The 19,589-nt window shown below is 69.1% G+C and carries 18 protein-coding genes; 15 read left to right on the top strand and 3 right to left on the bottom strand.

The features are described 5' to 3' along the window. Window positions 1–31: 31 nt before the first annotated feature. Together pspA and pspM are read left to right on the top strand one after the other, a co-directional pair. Window positions 32–847, top strand: coding sequence for a phage shock protein PspA (pspA, locus tag G6N66_RS08400; protein ID WP_085235890.1), 816 nt, complete (start codon window positions 32–34; stop codon window positions 845–847). 14 nt (window positions 848–861) lie between these two features. Continuing rightward, window positions 862–1,665 (top strand): phage shock envelope stress response protein PspM, encoded by an 804-nt coding sequence (gene pspM / locus G6N66_RS08405; protein WP_085235888.1) that lies wholly within the window; start codon window positions 862–864, stop codon window positions 1,663–1,665. On the opposite strand, the gene G6N66_RS08410 is transcribed toward pspM, so the two are convergent. Next, window positions 1,662–2,102 carry a limonene-1,2-epoxide hydrolase family protein gene (locus G6N66_RS08410; RefSeq protein WP_085236225.1) on the bottom strand — a complete coding sequence of 147 codons (441 nt, stop codon included), beginning with the start codon at window positions 2,100–2,102 and terminating at the stop codon, window positions 1,662–1,664. The genes pspM and G6N66_RS08410 overlap by 4 nt on opposite strands. Window positions 2,103–2,145: 43 nt before the next feature. Between G6N66_RS08410 and G6N66_RS08415 the strand changes: the two genes are divergently transcribed. Further along, window positions 2,146–3,312, top strand: a complete 1,167-nt coding sequence (locus G6N66_RS08415) for a glycosyltransferase (protein WP_085236227.1) — start codon at window positions 2,146–2,148, stop codon at window positions 3,310–3,312. A 22-nt stretch (window positions 3,313–3,334) separates the two neighbouring features. Next, a complete protein-coding gene (locus G6N66_RS08420) occupies window positions 3,335–3,529 on the top strand; it encodes a DUF3046 domain-containing protein (RefSeq protein ID WP_408632892.1) in 195 nt (64 codons plus the stop codon). 83 nt (window positions 3,530–3,612) lie between these two features. On the opposite strand, the gene G6N66_RS08425 is transcribed toward G6N66_RS08420, so the two are convergent. After that, on the bottom strand, window positions 3,613–4,254 hold the full coding sequence (locus G6N66_RS08425; RefSeq protein WP_085235886.1) for a (2Fe-2S)-binding protein: 642 nt from the start codon (window positions 4,252–4,254) through the stop codon (window positions 3,613–3,615). Between the two features lie 152 nt (window positions 4,255–4,406). On the opposite strand from G6N66_RS08425, the gene recA reads away from it, so the two are divergent. Genes recA through G6N66_RS08445 form a run of 4 tightly spaced genes read left to right on the top strand, consistent with a single transcriptional unit; the run spans window position 4,407 to window position 9,165 of the window. Beyond that, on the top strand, window positions 4,407–6,539 hold the full coding sequence (gene recA, locus G6N66_RS08430; RefSeq protein WP_085235885.1) for an intein-containing recombinase RecA: 2,133 nt from the start codon (window positions 4,407–4,409) through the stop codon (window positions 6,537–6,539). Further along, window positions 6,505–7,035 carry a recombination regulator RecX gene (gene recX / locus G6N66_RS08435; RefSeq protein WP_085235884.1) on the top strand — a complete coding sequence of 177 codons (531 nt, stop codon included), beginning with the start codon at window positions 6,505–6,507 and terminating at the stop codon, window positions 7,033–7,035. The genes recA and recX overlap by 35 nt, the downstream gene beginning before the upstream one ends. A gap of 55 nt (window positions 7,036–7,090) precedes the next feature. Continuing rightward, window positions 7,091–8,587 (top strand): tRNA (N6-isopentenyl adenosine(37)-C2)-methylthiotransferase MiaB, encoded by a 1,497-nt coding sequence (gene miaB / locus G6N66_RS08440; protein WP_085235883.1) that lies wholly within the window; start codon window positions 7,091–7,093, stop codon window positions 8,585–8,587. After that, window positions 8,584–9,165: an Rv2732c family membrane protein gene (locus tag G6N66_RS08445; protein ID WP_085235882.1), complete on the top strand. Its 582-nt coding sequence runs from the start codon at window positions 8,584–8,586 to the stop codon at window positions 9,163–9,165. Before miaB ends, G6N66_RS08445 begins: the two co-directional genes overlap by 4 nt. Here the strand turns inward: G6N66_RS08445 and G6N66_RS08450 are convergent. Beyond that, complete coding sequence (locus tag G6N66_RS08450; RefSeq protein ID WP_085235881.1) at window positions 9,162–10,502, bottom strand: DUF349 domain-containing protein; 1,341 nt, start codon at window positions 10,500–10,502, stop codon at window positions 9,162–9,164. The genes G6N66_RS08445 and G6N66_RS08450 overlap by 4 nt on opposite strands. A gap of 462 nt (window positions 10,503–10,964) precedes the next feature. Here G6N66_RS08450 and G6N66_RS08455 point away from each other — a divergent pair, with 462 nt between their 5' ends. The 7 genes from G6N66_RS08455 to G6N66_RS08485 all read left to right on the top strand — a co-directional run bounded on the left by G6N66_RS08455 (window position 10,965) and on the right by G6N66_RS08485 (window position 19,587). After that, window positions 10,965–11,912 (top strand): DMT family transporter, encoded by a 948-nt coding sequence (locus tag G6N66_RS08455; protein WP_085236223.1) that lies wholly within the window; start codon window positions 10,965–10,967, stop codon window positions 11,910–11,912. Window positions 11,913–11,948: 36 nt separating this feature from the next. Continuing rightward, window positions 11,949–12,629, top strand: a complete 681-nt coding sequence (locus tag G6N66_RS08460; RefSeq protein ID WP_085235880.1) for a class III extradiol ring-cleavage dioxygenase family protein — start codon at window positions 11,949–11,951, stop codon at window positions 12,627–12,629. Continuing rightward, window positions 12,626–13,549 carry a tRNA (adenosine(37)-N6)-dimethylallyltransferase MiaA gene (gene miaA, locus G6N66_RS08465; protein WP_085235879.1) on the top strand — a complete coding sequence of 308 codons (924 nt, stop codon included), beginning with the start codon at window positions 12,626–12,628 and terminating at the stop codon, window positions 13,547–13,549. The genes G6N66_RS08460 and miaA overlap by 4 nt, the downstream gene beginning before the upstream one ends. Before the next feature lie 4 nt (window positions 13,550–13,553). Beyond that, entirely contained in the window at window positions 13,554–14,423 is an 870-nt protein-coding gene (gene dapF, locus G6N66_RS08470) for a diaminopimelate epimerase (RefSeq protein ID WP_085235878.1), read from the top strand. Between the two features lie 45 nt (window positions 14,424–14,468). Next, complete coding sequence (gene hflX / locus G6N66_RS08475) at window positions 14,469–15,926, top strand: GTPase HflX (protein WP_085235877.1); 1,458 nt, start codon at window positions 14,469–14,471, stop codon at window positions 15,924–15,926. An 82-nt stretch (window positions 15,927–16,008) separates the two neighbouring features. Then, entirely contained in the window at window positions 16,009–17,169 is a 1,161-nt protein-coding gene (locus G6N66_RS08480) for an acyl-CoA dehydrogenase family protein (RefSeq protein ID WP_085235876.1), read from the top strand. Window positions 17,170–17,490: 321 nt separating this feature from the next. Further along, complete coding sequence (locus G6N66_RS08485; protein WP_085235875.1) at window positions 17,491–19,587, top strand: LGFP repeat-containing protein; 2,097 nt, start codon at window positions 17,491–17,493, stop codon at window positions 19,585–19,587. The last annotated feature ends 2 nt before the right edge of the window (window positions 19,588–19,589 follow it).

Here is a 19,589-nt window from a genome sequence, read left to right on the forward strand (position 1 = left end):
CGGCACACAGAAACGAAGGCGGAGCGAACTCATGGCCAATCCGTTCGTCAAGGCGTGGAAGTACCTGATGGCGCTGTTCAACTCCAAGATTGACGAGCACGCCGACCCGAAAGTGCAGATCCAGCAGGCAATCGAGGAAGCGCAGCGCACCCATCAGGCGCTGAGCCGGCAGGCGGCGCAGGTGATCGGCAACCAGCGCCAACTCGAGATGCGCCTGAACCGGCAGCTGGCCGACATCGAGAAGCTGCAGGTCAACGTGCGCCAGGCGGTGACGCTGGCCGACCAGGCCACCGCCGCCGGGGATGCCGCCAAGGCCGCGGAATACAACAACGCCGCCGAGGCGTTCGCGGCCCAGCTGGTGACCGCCGAGCAGAGCGTCGAAGACCTCAAGTCGCTGCACGACCAGGCGCTGGGGGCGGCGGCCCAGGCCAAGAAGGCCGTCGAACGCAACGCCATGATTTTGGAGCAGAAGATCGCCGAGCGCACCAAGCTGCTCAGCCAGCTCGAACAGGCCAAGATGCAGGAGCAGGTGAGTGCGTCGCTGCGGTCGATGAGTGAGCTCGCCGCGCCGGGCAACACCCCGAACCTCGACGAGGTTCGCGAGAAGATCGAACGCCGCTACGCCAACGCGTTGGGTTCGGCCGAGCTCGCGCAGAGTTCGGTGCAGGGTCGCATGCTCGAGGTCGAGCAGGCCGGCATCGAGATGGCCGGGCATTCCCGGCTGGAGCAGATCCGCGCCTCGATGCGCGGCGAAGCGCTGCCGACGGGCGGGACGCCGGCCACGCCCGAAGCCGCACCGGCCACGGGAACCACCGGGCAGGTCGCCGAGAAGCCGTTCGGTGAGTAGCGGGACGATCCGACATGGCGGTGGGGGCTAGCCAACGCAGGTCCTGGAGCGCGCTGCTGCAGCGCGGATTGGACAGCGCCGCCGACCTTTCCGAGTTGGTCGCCGCAAAGATCAGCGCCGCGGCGGATCCGCGGGCGCGGCTGCTGCGCCGCCGTCGCCGCGCGCTGCGGTGGGGCCTGATATTCGCAGCCGGGTGCGTGTTCTGGGCCGTGGTGACCGTGGCGTTGGCGGCCTGGGGGTGGTTCACGCTGCTGCTGCAGATCACCGGCTTCATCGCGGCCGCGGAGGCGATCCCGGCGACGTTGTTGTTGCTGCGCTACCGCTGGTTGCGCTCGGAGCCGCTGCCGGCTCCGGGCTTCAGGGCACGACGTTTGCCCCCACCCGGTTCGGCCGCGCGGCCCGCGATGTCGGCACTGGGCGCCTCCGAGCGCGGATTCTTCTCACTGCTGGGCGTGATCGAACGCGGCGGCATGCTGCCGCCCGACGAAATCCGCGACGTGACCGCGGCCGCCAACCGAACCTCGGCCGCGATGTCGGCCACCGCCGCCGAGGTGGTGTCGATGGAACGGGCCGCGCACGTCTCGGATGCGTCGCGGTCCTATCTGGCGCCGACCATCGACGCGTTCACCGCGCAGTTGAACGCCGGTGTGCGTCAGTACGACGAAATGGTCACCGCCGCAGCGCAATTGGTCTCGTCAGCGAACGGCGATACCTCGGCAGTCCCGCAGCGGTACCGTGCCGAGCTGGTCGAGGCGACCGACCGGCTGCTGGGCTGGGCGCAGGCGTTCGACGAACTCGGCGGCTTGCCCCGGCGCTAGAAGCTGGCTTTCAGCGACGGGATCACCAGCCCGACCAATCCGCGCACGGTCGCCTTAACCATGTCGAACATGTCGAAGTAGTCCCGCCACAACGTGATTCGGCCGTCGTGCACCTCGAACACGCCGCACACCCAGAACTGCAGCCGCAGCGGTCCGATGATCAGCGCGTCGCTGCGTTCGGTGAGCACCGCCGCGCCGTCGGCCGCGATGCGGTGGATCTTCACCTGGAAGCCGCCGCGGCCCTCCATCCGGCGAAACAGATTCATCGTCCTGCGGCGGCCGTGGATCGTCGGCAGCCCGACGTTCTCGTACACGAGGTTGTCATCCAGCGCCGCGTCCGCAGCGTCGAGGTCTTCGTCCTGCAGGGCGTGCAGGAAACCCTCGACAATCCGGATGTTCTCCGCGGTTTCGGGTGAGGTCTGGGTTAGCTCGGTCATGGTCGCCAGCGTACGGCGCGACGGCTGTGGCATGGTAGGGCCGATGCGCGTCGCCGTCGTCGCCGGGCCGGATCCCGGGCACTCGTTCCCCGCGATCGCGCTGTGCCAACGTTTTCGCGAAGCGGGCGACACGCCCACCCTGTTCACCGGGGTGGAATGGATCGACGCCGCCCGCGCCGCCGGGGTCGACACCGTCGAGTTGGACGGGCTTGCCGCGCTGGACGACGACGTCGACGCGGGCGCCAGGATCCACCGCCGGGCGGCGCGGATGGCGGTGCTCAACGTGCCCGCACTGCGGGACCTGGCGCCGGATCTGGTGGTGTCCGACGTCATCACCGCCGGCGGAGGCATGGCCGCCGAGCTGCTCGGGATCCCGTGGGTCGAGCTCAGCCCGCATCCGTTGTATCTCCCGTCGAAGGGGCTGCCGCCGATCGGCAGCGGCCTGGCCCCGGGCAGCGGCGTGCGGGGGCGGCTGCGCGACGCCGTGATGCGGGCCATGACCGGGCGGTCGTTGCGGGCCGGCATCAAGCAGCGCGCGGCCGCCCGGCTCGAAATCGGGCTGCCCGCCGTCGATCCCGGCCCGCTGCGGCGGCTGATCGCCACGCTGCCGGCCCTGGAAGTGCCGCGCCCGGATTGGCCGGACGAGGCCGTCGTGGTGGGCCCGTTGCACTTCGAGCCGACCGACCGGGTGTTGACGATCCCGCCCGGGTCGGGTCCGGTGGTGGTGGTCGCGCCGTCGACGGCCTTGACCGGCACGACCGGATTGGCGGAGGTCGCGCTGGAATGCCTGACGCCGGGGGAGACGCTGCCGTCGGGATCCCGCCTAGTGGTGTCGCGCCTGGACAGGGCGGACCTGCCGGTGCCGCCGTGGGCTGTGGTCGGGCTGGGACGCCAGGCCGAGCTCTTGACGCACGCCGATGTGGTGATCTGCGGCGGCGGTCACGGGATGGTGGCCAAGACGCTGCTGGCCGGGGTGCCGCTGGTGGTCGTTCCCGGCGGCGGGGATCAATGGGAGATGGCCAATCGGGTGGTGCGGCAGGGCAGTGCGCGACTGATCCGGCCGTTGACTGCCGACGCGCTGGTGGAGGCGGTCGGCGACGTGCTGTCGTCGCCGCGATACCGCGATGCCGCGCAGTCCGCGGCCGCCAGCATCGCCGAAGTGGCCGATCCGGTGACCGTGTGCCACGAAGCGCTGGCTTTGGCTGGCTAACTTTCTGGGTATGTTGGCTGGCGTGCGGCTGACGGAGTTCAACGATCGGGTGGTCCTGCGATTCGGCACGGCCTATGGTGCGTCGGTGCTGGTCGACCACGTGCTGACCGGCTTCGACGGCCGGACCGCCGCGCAGGCGATCGAGGACGGCGTCGAGCCCCGCGACGTGTGGCGGGCGTTGTGCGTGGATTTCGACGTGCCGCGCGATCAGTGGTGATCTGATCGGGGCCCCGGTGCATCGAGACTGCGTCCAGCGCGTAATTTCATGCAAAATCACGCTCTCACCGCAGTTTCGACGCGTCACAGCGGGCAGTCGCCGCATTTGCCCGCATCGGGGATGCGGTAGAAGAGGCAGCAGCTGCGGCGCCGGAAGGTCAGTTCGCCGGTGATCACGCCGGACCCGGCCAGTCTGCCGGTGTCCAGCAGCGCGTGAGTGACCTCGACGATCGACTGGCGCAGGTCCGGTCGCACCGCAAGCAGCGCTTGCGCGGCTCCGACGAGCGCGGACGCGATGTTGCCGGACAGCAGTCCGGTCGCCAGCTTGACTCGCAGGCCCGCCTCCAGCGGTTCCATGTGTTGTTGCACGACGACGCGGTACAGCAGCTCCGGAGAGGGCGCCGCGCGCTCACCGGCGGGCTCGGGCAGTCGCAGCGCGCTCCCGTCGTCGGCGCGCTGCAGCGTGGTCAGGTCGGGCAGGGCGCCGTGGCCCAACGCGCAGGCCAGCACGGGCGACCACAGCCGGGCGGCGTGGCCGAGATGCACCAAAGAGGCGGCGATCCGCGGGGTGGTGCGGTAACGCGTGGCGGTGGCGTCGATTAAATCCGCGAAGCCGTCGGCGTAGCACTGGCTGAGCGGGCGCCAGCCCGCTTCGGGTCCGCCGAGGGTCAGCGCGAAAAACCCGCCGTAGGCGGAGATTGCGGACAGCTCCGCCGAGATGTTCACGCGTCACACGGTACGGCGTGTCGAACTTGAATCGAACAGGCGTTCGGATAGTGTGGTGAACGGACTTGTCGGTGGGCCTCTCTAGTGTCACGGCCAACCGACCGACGGAATCAATCGAAGGTCATTCGAACACCGACTACAGGAGAAGCAACATGGCGCAAGTCCCCGATCGTGAGAAGGCTCTCGAGCTGGCGATGGCCCAGATCGAGAAGAGCTACGGCAAAGGTTCGGTGATGCGTCTCGGCGACGAGACACGTCAGCCGATCTCGGCAATACCCACCGGATCCATCGCCCTGGACGTCGCCCTGGGCATCGGCGGCTTGCCCCGCGGACGGATTGTGGAGGTCTACGGCCCGGAGTCCTCGGGTAAGACGACGGTCGCCCTGCATGCGGTGGCCAATGCCCAGGCGGCCGGCGGCGTGGCGGCGTTCATCGACGCCGAGCACGCCCTGGACCCCGAGTACGCCAAGAAGCTGGGCGTCGACACCGATTCCCTTTTGGTCAGCCAGCCCGACACCGGTGAGCAGGCCCTCGAGATCGCCGACATGCTGATCCGCTCCGGCGCCCTGGACATTCTGGTCATCGACTCGGTGGCCGCGCTGGTGCCACGCGCGGAACTCGAAGGCGAGATGGGGGACAGCCACGTCGGCCTGCAGGCCCGGCTGATGAGCCAGGCGCTGCGGAAAATGACTGGTGCGCTGAACAATTCGGGAACGACGGCGATCTTCATCAACCAGCTCCGCGAAAAAATCGGCGTGATGTTCGGGTGCATGAATTACTCCACCCGCGTGACTCTGGCCGACGGAAGCAGCGAGAAGATCGGCAAGATCGTCAACAACAAGATGGATGTCGAGGTGCTGTCCTACGACCCGGTGACCGACCAGGTGGTGCCTCGCAAGGTGGTGAACTGGTTCAACAACGGCCCCGCCGAACAGTTCCTGCAGTTCACCGTCGAAAAATCCGGCGGCAACGGCAAATCGCAGTTCGCCGCCACGCCCAACCACCTCATCCGAACACCCGCTGGCTGGACTGAAGCCGGTGACCTCAACACCGGGGATCGGGTGCTGGCCACCGAGCCTCATCTGCTCAGCGACCAGCAGTTCCAGGTGGTGATCGGCTCACTGATGGGTGATGGGAATCTCTCGCCCAATCTGCGTGACCGCAACGGCGTCCGATTCCGCTTGGGGCACGGCGCCAAGCAGGTGGAGTACCTGCAGTGGAAGACCGCGTTAATGGGCAACATTGGGCACTCGGTGCGGGAGAACTCCAAGGGCGCACGCTTTGTCGACTTCACCCCGCTGGCCGAGCTCGCCGAGTTGCAGCGCGCCGTGTACTTGGGAGATGGCAAGAAGTTCTTCTCCGAGGAGTACCTCAAGGCGCTCACCCCGCTGGCCCTGGCCATCTGGTACATGGATGACGGCTCATTTAGCTTGCGCTCCAAGGGATTACAGCAACGCACCGCCGGCGGCAGTGGGCGTATTTCGATCTGCGTCGAGGCCATGACCGAAGGGACGCGGGTGCGGTTGCGTGATTATCTGCGCGACACTCACGGGTTGGATGTGCGCCTGTGCTCCGCCGGCTCGGCCGGCAAGGCGACGCTGGTGTTCTCGACGGCGGCATCGGCCAAGTTCCAGGAACTGGTGGCGCCCTACATGGCGCCAGCTATGGAGTACAAGCTGTTGCCCAGGTTCCGCGGTCAAAGTACGGTCACGCCCGAGTTCGTTGCGCCGACGCAGCGGCTGGTGCCGGCCCGGGTGTTGGATGTGCACGTCAAGCCGCACACTCGGTCGATGAATCGCTTCGATATCGAGGTCGAGGGCAACCACAACTACTTCGTCGACGGTGTGATGGTGCATAACTCACCCGAGACGACGACGGGCGGAAAGGCGTTGAAGTTCTACGCGTCGGTGCGTATGGACGTGAGGCGGATCGAGACGCTCAAGGACGGCACCGATGCGGTGGGCAACCGGACCCGGGTCAAGGTCGTCAAGAACAAGGTCGCGGCGCCCTTCAAACAGGCCGAGTTCGACATCCTCTACGGCAAGGGCATCAGCAAGGAGGGCTCGCTGATCGACATGGGTGTCGATCAGGGCTTTATCCGAAAGGCCGGTGCCTGGTTCACCTACGAGGGTGAGCAGCTGGGTCAGGGCAAGGAAAACGCCCGCAACTTCTTGTTGGAGAACGCCGACGTGGCCAACGAGATCGAGAAGAAGATCAAGGAAAAGCTCGGCATCGGGCCGGTTGTGACCGATGAAGACGTCTTGCCCGCCCCCGTCGACTTCTGAGCCGCCTCGCGAGGAGCTGGCGCGGGCGCTGTGCCTGCGCCTGCTCACCGCGAGGGCGCGAACGCGGGCCGAGCTGTCGGGCCAGCTGGCAAAGCGCGGCTATCCCGACGACATCCGGGACCGGGTCTTGGATCGGCTCGCCGCCGCCGGCCTGATCGACGACGTCGACTTCGCCCAGGAGTGGGTGCGGTCACGGCATGCCAACGCGGGAAAGAGCAAGCGCGCGTTGGCTGCCGAGCTGCACGCCAAGGGCGTCGACAACGACATCATCACCACGGCGCTGGCCGGCATCGATGCCGCTTCCGAGCGGGACCGTGCCGAGCAGCTGGTCCGGGCGAAGTTGCGGCGGGAGAAGCTGAGCGGGGACAGCAAGGACGAGGAGCGGGTGATCCGCAGGCTGGCGGCGATGCTGGCCCGTCGTGGGTACAGCCAGACCCTGGCGGGTGAGGTCGTTGTCGCGGAGCTGGCCGCCGAACGGGAACGCAGGCGCGTCTAACCCACTACCACCTGCGGGTTAATCGGGTGGGTCCGGGTCGCCGTACCATTGCCCCGTGACTTCCCCCGTGACCTCGCTGGCGGCTCCGGCTCGCACCTACCAGGTGCGCACCTACGGCTGCCAGATGAACGTCCACGACTCCGAGCGGCTGGCCGGGCTGCTGGAGGCGGCCGGGTACCAGCGGGCGGCCGAGGGTGCCGACGCGGACGTGGTGGTCTTCAACACCTGCGCCGTCCGGGAAAACGCCGACAACAAGCTGTACGGCAACCTCAGCCACCTGGCCCCACGCAAACGCGGCAACCCCGACATGCAAATCGCGGTCGGCGGTTGCCTGGCCCAAAAGGATCGGGACGCGTTGCTGCGCAAGGCGCCGTGGGTGGACGTCGTTTTCGGCACCCACAACCTCGGCTCGCTGCCCACCCTGCTCGCGCGTGCCCGCCACAACAACACCGCGCAGGTAGAAATCGCCGAGGCGCTGCAGCAGTTCCCGTCGTCGCTGCCGAGCGCCCGCGAATCCGCCTATGCCGCTTGGGTTTCCATCTCCGTCGGGTGCAACAACAGCTGCACGTTCTGCATCGTGCCGTCGTTGCGGGGCAAGGAGGTCGACCGCAGCCCCGCCGACATCCTGGCCGAGGTGCAATCGCTGGTCGACGACGGCGTGCTCGAAATCACCCTGCTGGGGCAGAACGTCAACGCCTACGGCGTCTCGTTCGCCGACCCGGCGCTGCCCCGCAATCGCGGCGCCTTCGCCGAATTGCTGCGGGCCTGCGGACGCATCGACGGACTGGAACGCGTGCGGTTCACCTCGCCGCACCCGGCCGAGTTCACCGACGACGTCATCGACGCGATGGCCGAGACGCCCAATGTCTGTCCAGCCCTGCACATGCCGCTGCAGTCGGGATCCGACCGGATCCTGCGCGCGATGCGGCGGTCCTACCGCGCCGAGCGTTACCTCGGCATCATCGACCGGGTCCGGGCCGCGATGCCGCACGCCGCGATCACGACCGATCTGATCGTCGGCTTTCCCGGCGAGACCGAAGAGGACTTCGCGGCCACCCTCGAGGTGGTGCGGCAGGCGCGATTCGCGGCCGCGTTTACCTTCCAATACTCCAAGCGGCCGGGTACACCGGCCGCCGAGCTGCCCGGGCAGCTGCCGAAAGCCGTTGTGCAGGAACGCTATGAGCGGCTGGTCGCGCTGCAGGAGCAGATCTGCATGGACGGCAATCGCGCGCTGATCGGCCAGACCGTCGAACTGCTGGCCGCCGCCGGGGAAGGACGCAAGGACGCCGCGACGGCGCGCATGACCGGGCGGGCCCGCGACGGCCGGCTGGTGCACTTCGCGGCGGACGACAAGGTCCGGCCCGGCGACGTCGTCACCACGGTGATCACCGGCGCGGCGCCGCACCATCTGATCGCCGACGCCGGCATCCTGACGCACCGCCGCACCCGCGCCGGCGACGCGCACGTCGCCGGGCAGCGCCCGTCGGGCGTCGGCCTGGGCATGCCCGCAATCGGGCGGCCCGCGGCTCAGCCTCAGGTGTGTAACCGATGAGCGGCGGGGACTTCGACGCCTACCGGACCGAGATCGAGGCGGCCGAGCGCCGGGTGGCGCGCGAGATCGACCCCGGTGCACGGGCCGTCGTGGTCGCCGTGCTGGTAGTCGTCCTGCTGGGTTCGTTCATCCTGCCGCACACCGGCCACGTGCGCGGATGGGACGTGCTGTTCGGCAGTCACGGCGCGGGATGGCGCGAAATCGCCCTACCCTCGCGGGTATTCGCCTGGCTCGCCTTGGTGTTCGGCGTCGGGTTCTCCATGCTGGCGCTGACGACGCGACGCTGGGCGCTGGCCTGGGTCGCGTTGGTGGGTTCGGCGATCGCCTGCCCCGCCGGGCTGCTGGCCATCTGGTCGCGTCAGACCGCTGCGGCCGGGCACCCCGGCCCGGGCATCGGGCTGATCGTCGCGTGGATCACCGTGCTGCTGTTGACATTTCACTGGGCCCGGGTGGTGTGGTCGCGCACCCTCGTGCAACTGGCGGCCGAGGAACAGCGGCGCCGCGTCGCGGCGCAGCGGCAATCCCAAACGCTGCTCGACGGCCTGAAACAAGACCCGCCGGACGAGTCCGGCCGCTAGGACCTGCGGGTCAGCGCTTCCGCGGCGGCCTCGGCCCATTGCTGCCACTGCTCGGCATTGGCCCTGGCCTCGTCGGCTTCCTTGGTCCGGCCGGCGGCCGCGGCCTTTTCGGCCTGTCGTTCGAACTGCTCGGCCCGGGCCCGGAACTGTTCGGCGCGGGCCTGCGCCTGCGGGTCCGACCAGTCCGACTCGCCGGCGTCGCGCACCTTCTTCTCGATCGCGCGCAGCCTGCGCTCCAGGTCGGCGGACCGCTCCCGGGGCACCCGCCCGATCGCGTCCCACCTGTCGGCGATCGACCGCAGCGCCGCCCGGGCGGCGTCATGGTTGCTGGTGTCGATCTTTTCCGCCTCGGCCAGCAGCGCCTCCTTGGCCGTGGCGTTGGCCGCAAGCTCCGCGTCCTTTTCCGCGGTCGCGGCGTTGCGGGCGGTAAAGAACGTGTCCTGAGCGCCTTTGAAGCGTTTCCACAGCGCGTCGTCGACCTCCTTGGTCGTCCGTCCCGCCGCCTTCCAGTCGCTGAGCAGCTTGCGGAACTCGGCGCTGGTGCCGGCCCAGTCCGTCGACGAGGAGAGCTCTTCGGCCTGCTCGCAGAGGCGCTCCTTACACGCCCGAACCCCCGAACGCTCGCGGTCCAGCTCGGCGAAGTGGGATCCGCGCCGCCGGTTGAACGAGTCCCTGGCCGCCGAATACCGCTTCCACAGCGCGTCGTCGACCTTGCGGTCCAGGCCGCTGATCGTCTTCCACTCGTCGAGGATGGCGCGCAACCGGTCGCCGGCGATCTTCCATTGCGTCGAGTTGGCGGCCAGATCCTCGGCCTCGGCGGCCAGCGCCTCCTTGCGGGCGGTCTGGGCGGCGCGATGTTCGTCGCGTCGAGAACGCACCGCGGTGACGATGACCTCGATCCGCGCCACCAGGTTGGTCAGCCGGTCCGCGAGCGCGTCGACGTCGCCCAGCACACACGCCGTCGGCAATGTCTCGGCCAGCGCGATCGCATTGGCCTTGATCTTGCGGGCATCCCCGGTGCCGGACGTCAGCCGCTCCTCCATCAGCGTGATCTCGGTGCTTAGGTCCTCGAAGCGGCGGCCGAAGTAGGCGAACGCGGCCTCGGGGTCGCCGGCCTGCCAGGATCCGACTTTGCGCTCGCCGGCGGCGGTGATCAGCCATACGGTGCCGTCGTCGTCGACGCGGCCGAACTGGTGCGGATCGCTGGGGGTGTGGGCTGCCGCCAGATAGGCGGGTCCTCGCGGCGCCGGACGGGCGCCGGGCCTTGGTCCAGGCCGTGGCGCCGGCTTGGGGGGAACGCTGGTGTCGGTGCTGCTGGTGGTGGGGTCGGGGGTCATGCGGTTGTCACCTGCCCTTTGTCATCTTCGCGCGGTCGCCATCCCGCGCACTCTGCCGCGCGAAGCGGCACCTGGTGCGGTCTCAAAACGCTCTGGAAGCTTCGATGCGGCCCGCCGCATCGGTTCCAACAGTATTGAAGCAGCTTCGCGGGGCTCGCGCGGCACGTTGGTTCGCCGTGCTGATCTCGCGGCGTGTACGGGCCGGTCACCATTGGGCTCCGCTCAGGAGATCACGAGCGCGACACGGAGGGCCGGCCGTCGTCAGCGGCGCGCCGCGCTTAGCTGCCTTTCCGTCCTCACCCAGTCAGCGCATAGGTTTCACATAGGCTGGTGGGGTCGAGACGTTGCCGCGGCGGCACTAGAGTCTCTTGGTGAAAGTCTCTTGTTGAACTGCCATCGAACCGCGGGTGTACGCATGGCTTCTCACGGGAACGCTGTTCCGAACGCTGATAGGGGGTGCCGATGTCGAAGGTAGACATCGCGGCACTGATTGCCCTGTGCGCGGCGGTGTTTTCGGCGATGGGCGACGTGATCCGGCAACGATCCGCGCAGGAGATCACCGACCAACAGGTGGGCCACGTCGAGCTGTTTTTGATGTCGCTGCGTGATACCCGGTGGTGGTTGGGTGGCCTCGCGGCGATCACGAATTACAGCTTGCAGGCCGCCGCCCTGGCGTGGGGCTCGGTGGTGATGGTGACCGCGTTGCAGGTGACGGCCCTGCTGTTTGCCCTGCCGATCTACGCCCGGCTGACCCGCAAGCGGGTGACCCGCTGGGAATGGGTGTGGGCGGTCGTACTGGCCGGTTCGCTGGCGGTGGTCATCATCGTCGGCAACCCCACGGTCGGCCTGGAGAGGGCGCCGCTGGAACACTGGGCCATCGTGGCCGCCGTGATGGGCCCCGTCTTGGTGGTGTGTGTGGTGGCGGCCCGGATCTGGACCGGGCGCCCGGTGGCCGCGATACTGCTGGCCGTCGTCGCGGGTTCGTCGTTGGCGCTGTTCGCGGTGCTGACCAAGGGAATCGTCGAGATCGGCGAGGGAGGCGTCGGGGCCGTCCTGACGTCCTGGGAGTTCGTCCCCTGGCTGCTGGCGGCCTTGGCCGGGATGATCTTCCAGCAGGCGGCCTTCCGCGCCGGCGCGCTCACCGCCTCGTTGCCCACGATGACCGTCTGCAAGCCCGTCGTCGCGGGTGCGCTCGGGGTGATCCTGCTCAGCGAGACCTTCGACGTCTATGGGTTCGAGGCCGGGGTGCTGATCGGAGCGGTGGCGATGGTGATCCTGGCGACCGTCGCCCTGGCGCGCGGTGAGGCGGCCTCGATGGCGGCCGCGCCGGGGTCGGACCGCAAAATCGACGATCCCGACGGCGATGCGGAAAGCCCCGCCATCACACCGGGATCGGTCGGACAGGCCTAGCTAGTTCCGCATTCCGAGAACGTTTAGTTTGGTGGCGTGTTAACCGGCATCGCGATCGTTCCGTCGGCGCCGGTGCTCGTCCCCGAACTCAGTGGCGCGGCCGAGCTGGCCGACCTGCGGTCCGGCGTGCTGGCTGCGGCCGCCGTGCTACCGCCGCGGTGGATTGGCATCGGGACCGGGGACGCCGACGAGGTCGTGGAGCACGACTGCGTGGGCACCTTCGCCGGCTTCGGCGCCGACGTGCGGGTCGCGCTCTCCCCGGCGGCGACCCAGCCGCCGGCCGACCAGCCGCTGTGCGCGCTGATCGCCGGCTGGGTGCGCGGCCAGGTCCGTCCCGGGGCCAGCGCACAGGTCCGCGTCTACCGCGGCGACCACGATTCCGACGCCGCGCTCGCCTACGGTCGGCGACTGCGCACCGAAATCGACCAAATGCCCGATCCCATCGGGGTGCTGGTCGTCGCCGACGGCGCGAACAGCCTGACGGAACGGGCCCCCGGCGGCTACGACCCCGAAGCGGCCGACGCGCAACTGGCCCTCGACGACGCGCTGGCCGACGGCGACGTGGCCGCCCTGAGTCGGCTGCGCGGCCAGATCCGCGGGCGGGCGGCGTTTCAGGTGCTGGCCGGGCTGGCGGAGCCGGGACCGCGCACGGCCAAGGAGCTCTACCGGGGGGCGCCCTACGGCGTCGGGTACTTCGCCGGCGTCTGGCAGCCGTGAGACCACTCGCGATCATCGGCCCGACGGGCACGGGGAAGTCGCAGCTCGCACTCGACTTCGCGGAACGTGTGGGCGCCGAAATCGTCAACGCCGACGCGATGCAGCTCTATCGCGGCATGGACATCGGCACCGCGAAGCTGCCCGTCGCGGCGCGCCGCGGCATCCCGCACCATCAACTCGACGTGCTGCACGTCACCGAAACCGCGACCGTGGCCCGCTATCAGGACGGCGCCAGCGCGGACATCGAGGCGATCGCGGCCCGCGGGGCGGTGCCGGTGCTGGTCGGCGGATCGATGCTCTACATCCAGTCGCTGCTCGACGACTGGTCCTTTCCCGCCACCGACCCCGTCGTGCGGGCGCGCTGGGAGCAGCGGCTGGCCGAGGTCGGGGTGGCCAACCTGCACGCCGAACTGGCCCGGCGCGACCCGGCCGCCGCGGCGGCCATCCTGCCCACCGACGGCCGGCGCACGGTGCGCGCACTGGAGGTGGTCGAGCTCACCGGCCAGCCGTTCGCCGCGTCGGCGCCGAGCATCGGCGCACCGCGATGGGACACCGTAATCGTCGGATTAGATTGCGACACAACGATTCTCGATGAACGGCTGGCCCGGCGCACCGACGCGATGTTCGAGGACGGCCTGGTCGACGAGGTGCGCACGCTGTTGGGCGACGGCCTGCGCGACGGGGTCACCGCGTCCCGCGCGCTGGGCTACGCGCAGGTGATCGCCGCGCTCGACGCCGGGGGTGGGCCCGACCAACTGCGCGACGCGCGCGAGCGGACGTTCGTGGGCACCCGCCGCTACGTGCGACGGCAGCGTTCCTGGTTTCGCCGTGACCCTCGGGTGCGCTGGCTGGACGCGCGCGAACCGGACAACCCAGCCAATTTGGACGCGGCGCTGCGGGCGTGGCGGCACGTATCCTGATCCGGTGATCTTCTGCAAGGGCCACGGCACCGAGAACGACTTCGTGTTGCTGCCCGATGTCGGGGCCGAGCTGCAGCTGCACCCCGCCCGGGTTGCCGCGCTGTGCGATCGGCGCCGCGGCCTGGGCGCCGACGGCGTGTTGCGGGTGACCACCGCGGCCGCCGCCGCGGCGGCCGGGGTGCTGGATCGGCTGCCCGACGGGGTCGGCGCCGACGACTGGTACATGGATTACCGCAACGCCGACGGGTCCACGGCGCAGATGTGCGGCAACGGGGTGCGGGTGTTCGCGCACTACCTGCGCGCCAGCGGCCTCGAGGCCCGCGACGAGTTCGTGGTCGGGTCGCTGGCCGGCCCGCGACCGGTCACCCTGCACCACGCCGATGCCACCAACGCCGAGGTGACCGTCGACATGGGCAAGGCCAACCGGGTCGGGGTGGGGGAGGCCGTGATCGGCGGGCGGCGGTTCGCCGGCATGGCGATCGACGTCGGCAACCCGCACCTGGCCTGCCTGGACCCGGCACTGACCGCCGAAGAACTCGCGGCGTTGGACGTCGCGGCGCCCGTCGAATTCGACCACGCGCAATTCCCGGACGGGGTCAATGTCGAGGTGCTCACCGCGCCGGCCGGCGGCGTGATCCGGATGCGGGTCCACGAGCGCGGGGTCGGCGAGACCCGCTCCTGCGGCACGGGCACGGTTGCCGCCGCCGTCGCCGCGCTGGCCGCCGATGGCGCCGCCGGCACGGGTGCCCTCACCGTCCGCGTCCCGGGCGGTGACGTCACCGTCACCGTCACCGACGCGACGAGCTATCTGCGCGGACCGTCGGTGCTGGTGGCCCACGGCGAGATCGCCGACGCCTGGTGGAGCGCGCTGTAATTCGGATGCATCACTTGCCGCGACGTGCCACCATCGAAAGTGGTTATGACTTTTCCTGATTCGCCCGGCCCGGGCCCGATAGACCCCTTAGAAGACGTCCCCAGCGTCGGAGAACTAGCTCTCGAAGACCGATCGGCGCTGCGCCGCGTCGCCGGGCTGTCCACCGAACTCGCCGACGTCTCCGAGGTCGAATACCGCCAGCTGCGCCTCGAGCGGGTGGTGCTGGTCGGGGTGTGGACCGAGGGCAGCGCCGCCGACAACCACGCCAGCATGGCCGAGCTGGCCGCGCTGGCCGAGACCGCCGGCTCCCAGGTGCTCGAGGGCCTCATCCAGCGCCGCGATCGGCCCGACCCGTCGACCTACATCGGTTCGGGCAAGGCGGCCGAACTGCGCGAAGTGGTGGTGGCGACCGGCGCCGACACGGTCATCTGCGACGGTGAACTGTCCCCGGCGCAGCTGACCGCGCTGGAAAAGGCGGTGAAGGTCAAGGTCGTCGACCGCACCGCGCTGATCCTGGACATCTTCGCCCAGCACGCCACCAGCCGGGAGGGCAAGGCGCAGGTGTCGCTGGCGCAGATGCAGTACATGCTGCCGCGGCTGCGCGGCTGGGGTGAGTCGATGTCCCGGCAGGCCGGCGGCCGCGCCGGCGGCAGCGGCGGCGGGGTGGGCCTGCGCGGCCCCGGTGAGACCAAGATCGAGACCGACCGGCGCCGCATCCGCGAGCGGATGGCCAAGCTGCGCCGCGAGATCAACGCGATGAAGCAGGCCCGCGATACCCAGCGCAGCCGCCGCCTGCAGAGCGACATCCCGTCGATCGCCATCGTCGGCTACACCAACGCGGGCAAGTCCAGCCTGCTCAACGCGCTGACCGGCGCCGGGGTGCTGGTCGAGGACGCGCTGTTCGCCACCCTGGAGCCCACCACGCGCCGCGCCGAGTTCTTTCCCGGTTCGCCGGAGGCGAGGTCCTTCGTGCTCACCGACACCGTCGGGTTCGTGCGGCACCTGCCCACCCAATTGGTCGAGGCGTTTCGCTCCACGCTGGAGGAGGTCCTCGACGCCGAGGTGCTGGTGCACGTCGTCGACGGCTCCTGGAAAGACAATGTCAACCCGCTGGCACAGATCAACGCGGTCCGGCAGGTGATCTCCGAAGTGATCGCCGACCATCACGCAGACCCGCCGCCGGAACTGTTGGTAGTCAACAAGATTGACGCGGCAAGCGATTTGGCGCTGGCCAAGCTTCGGCACGCACTACCGGGCGCGGTGTTCGTCTCCGCGCACACCGGCGACGGCGTCGACGCGCTGCGCCGGCGGATCGGTGAGCTCGCCGCACCGACCGACACCGCCGTGGACGTGGTGATCCCCTACGACCGGGGCGACCTGGTGGCCCGGGTGCACGCGGACGGACGGGTGCAGCAGGCCGAGCACAACCCCGACGGCACCCGAATCAAGGCCCGTGTCCCGGTGGCCCTGGCCGCCAGCCTGCGGGAATTCGCCGCGCACTGACCGCCCTGAGCTGGCGATCGACCGACCAACCGCCCGGTTGGTATATGTTGGGCGGCAGAGTCCCGTTCGCCGGAGGAAAGCCATGAGCAGCGCCGTCAACTACCAGCGCACCCTTTTCGAACCCGAGCACGAGTTGTTCCGGGAGTCGTTTCGCGCCTTCCTGGATCGCCACGTCGCGCCGTATCACGAGGAATGGGAAAAGGCGAAGATCGTCGACCGCGGGGTGTGGCTCGAGGCCGGCAAGCAGGGCTTTCTCGGCATGGCGGTGCCCGAGGAGTACGGCGGCGGCGGCAACCCCGATTTCCGCTACAACACGATCGTCACCGAGGAAACCGTTCGGGGTCGCTACAGCGGCATCGGCTTCGGCCTGCACAACGATGTGGTGGCGCCGTACCTGCTGGCGCTGACCAACGAGGAGCAGAAGCAACGCTGGCTGCCCAAGTTCTGCACCGGAGAACTGATCACCGCCATCGCGATGACCGAGCCGGGTACCGGCAGCGACCTGCAGGGCATCAAGACCCGAGCCGTCAAGCAGGGTGATCATTACGTGCTCAACGGCTCAAAGACCTTCATCACCAACGGGATCAACTCGGACCTGGTGATCGTGGTCGCCCAGACCGACCCGGACAAAGGCGCACAGGGCTTTTCGCTGCTGGTGGTGGAGCGCGGCATGGAGGGCTTCGAGCGCGGCCGGCACCTGGACAAGATCGGGCTGGACGCGCAGGACACCGCCGAGTTGTCGTTCACCGATGTGCATGTCCCGGTCGAGAACCTGCTCGGCGAGGAGGGCATGGGGTTCATCTACCTGATGAACAACCTGCCGCAGGAACGCATCAGCATCGCCGTGATGGCCGCCGCCGCCATGGAGGCCGTGCTGGAGGAGACGCTGCAATACACCAAGGAGCGCAAGGCTTTTGGCAAGCCGATCGGCAGCTTCCAAAACAGCCGGTTCGTGCTGGCGGAGCTGGCCACCGAGGCCACCGTCGTGCGCATCATGGTCGACGAGTTCCTCGCCTTGCACTTGGAGCAGAAGCTGACCGCCGAACAGGCCGCGATGGCCAAGTGGTATTCCACCGAAAAGCAGGTGCATTTGATCGACCGCTGCCTACAACTGCACGGCGGATACGGCTACATGCGCGAATACCCAGTTGCCCGTGCCTATCTCGACGCTCGGGTGCAGACGATCTACGGCGGGACGACCGAAATCATGAAGGAGATTATCGGTCGCGGCCTGGGGGTATAACGGCGGCCAGCGCGCCGGGCGCCGTCGGTGTGCTGGACCTCCGGTGGTGCGCCGCCGGTTTGGATTTATCTCCACTCCGACGTGAAACCGCATCATTTCGACATCGGATAGGTATCCGTTTTCGTACTATTTTCGATCCGATTGGGTAATTATCGTTCGCTAGAGCAAAGTTATGCGAGCCCGGCAATAACACGGACCAAGCGGGGGAGCGCCTATTGTGGGCGTACCCTCCGCTCGCCGGGCGAGCGGGTTACGGGAACGGCCGCGGTTTAGGGTCGTATCCGTCGGCTGGGAGGCTTGGTGAACGGGCAGAGAGGTCAATTGCGCAAGCTGGTCGGGCGGGTGCTGGTCAGCTTGGTGACCACGGCAGTAGCCGCCGCATTGCTGGCGCCCACCGTGGCGGCATCCCCGATCGGCGACGCCGAGGCCGCCATGATGGCCGCGTGGGACAAGGCCGGCGGCCCCACCTCACCGCTGGGCGCGCGCAAGGGTGACGTCTACCCCGTCGGCGACGGATTCGCGCTGGACTTCGACGGCGGCAAGATGTTCTACACCGCCGACACCGGCGCCAAATACATGTACGGGCCGATCCTGGACAAATACGAGTCGCTCGGCGGCGCGGCCAGCAGCGACCTGGGGTGGCCGACCATCAACGAAGTTCCCGGCCTGGCCGGACCGGACAGCCGCGCGGCAACCTTTTCCGCCAGCGACAAGCCGGTGATCTTCTGGACCCCCGACCACGGCGCCTTCGTCGTGCGCGGCGCCCTCAACGCCGCCTGGGACCGGCTCGGCAGCTCGGGCGGCGTGCTGGGCGCTCCGGTCGGGGACGAGACGTTCGACGGCGAGGTCATCTCCCAGAAGTTCGCCGGCGGGGCCGTCTCGTGGAACAAAAAGACCAAGGACTTCGCCACCGAGCCCGCCGCGCTGGCCGATCAGCTGAAAGGCCTGCAGGTCCCGGTCGATCCGACCGCGGCCATCAACATGGCGTGGCGCGCGGCCGGCGGCGTCAACGGCCCGCTGGGCGCCAAGCAGGGCGGCCAGCAGCCCATCGGCGGCGACGGCATCGTGCAGCCCTTCGCCGGCGGCAAGGTGTACTTCAGCCCGGCAACCGGCGCGAACGCCCTGGAAAGCGACATCCTGGCGAAGTACGAGTCGCTGGGCGGACCGGTCGGCAGTGACCTGGGTTTTCCGACCGCCAACGAATCCGACGGCGGCATCGGCCCGTCCAGCCGGATCGCCACGTTCTCCGCGTCCGACAAGCCGGTGATCTTCTGGACCCCGGACCACGGCGCGTTCGTGGTGCGCGGGGCCATCAAGGCCGCCTGGGACAAGCTCCGCGGTCCGACCGGCAAGCTCGGCGCTCCGGTGGCCGATCAGGCGACCGACGGTGACTCGGTCTCGCAGCGATTCACCGGCGGCAAGATCGCGTGGAACCGCGACACCAACACGTTCAGCACCGACCCGGCGAACCTGGCGCCGCTGTTGTCCGGTCTGCAGGTGGCGGGCCAGAACCAGCCGAGCGGCTCGACGACCGCACCCCACGCCAAGGGCTTCGCCTGGCAGTGGTGGTGGCTGGTGGCCGCCGTTGCGGCGGTGTTGCTGGTCGTGTTGGTGGGCTTGCTGGTGCTGGGCTGGTGGCGGCGGCGCGACGCGCGTCGTGCCGCCCGTGCGGGCGCGCCGGCGGGGGACTACCAGGATGATCACACCGGTGGCTACGACGCCGACGCGCGTTGGCCCGTCGCCGACGCGGCGTTCCCCGGAGCACGCGCCGACGAGCTCGACGCCGACGATCCCGACGCGGTGGACACGACGCCCACGCCCGTCGTGTCGGATCCGGCGCTGTCGCGTGCCGTGTTCCGCGGCGCTGCCGAAGCCGAGCTTGCGGACGACGCCTATCCGGAGGACCTCTTCTCCGAAGGCCCGCCGGAGCCCGCCGCCGAAGATGACGTGTTTTCCGAGGGGCCTCCGCCGGATGTCGCGTATCCGGATGAGGTCTTCTCCGAGGGGCCGCTTCCCGACATCGTCCACCCGGACGACGTCTTCTCCGAAGGCCCCCCGGAGACGGTGGCGGGCGACGACGTCTATTCCGACGACGTGTTCGCCGAGCCCGACTATTCGGAGCCTCCCCCGACCGCACGAACCGGGCGGCACCACGCCGCGGTGAACGGCGCCGAGGAGGACGAGCCCGCCCAGCCCGCTGGGGCCGCCGCGCAGCCGTCGGCGCCCGCGCGGCGCCCGACGATCCACATGCCGCTGGCCGACCCCTACCAGGTGCCCGAGGGTTACCCCGTGAAGGCGAGCGCCGGCTCGGGCCTGTACTACCTGCCCGACAGCGCGCTCTACGACGACACGGTCGCCGAAATCTGGTTCGCCAGTGAGGATGCCGCGCTATCCAGCGGCTTCGTCAAGGCCGACTGACG

It is taken from the genome of Mycobacterium conspicuum, assembly GCF_010730195.1.
Lineage (GTDB): Bacteria > Actinomycetota > Actinomycetes > Mycobacteriales > Mycobacteriaceae > Mycobacterium > Mycobacterium conspicuum.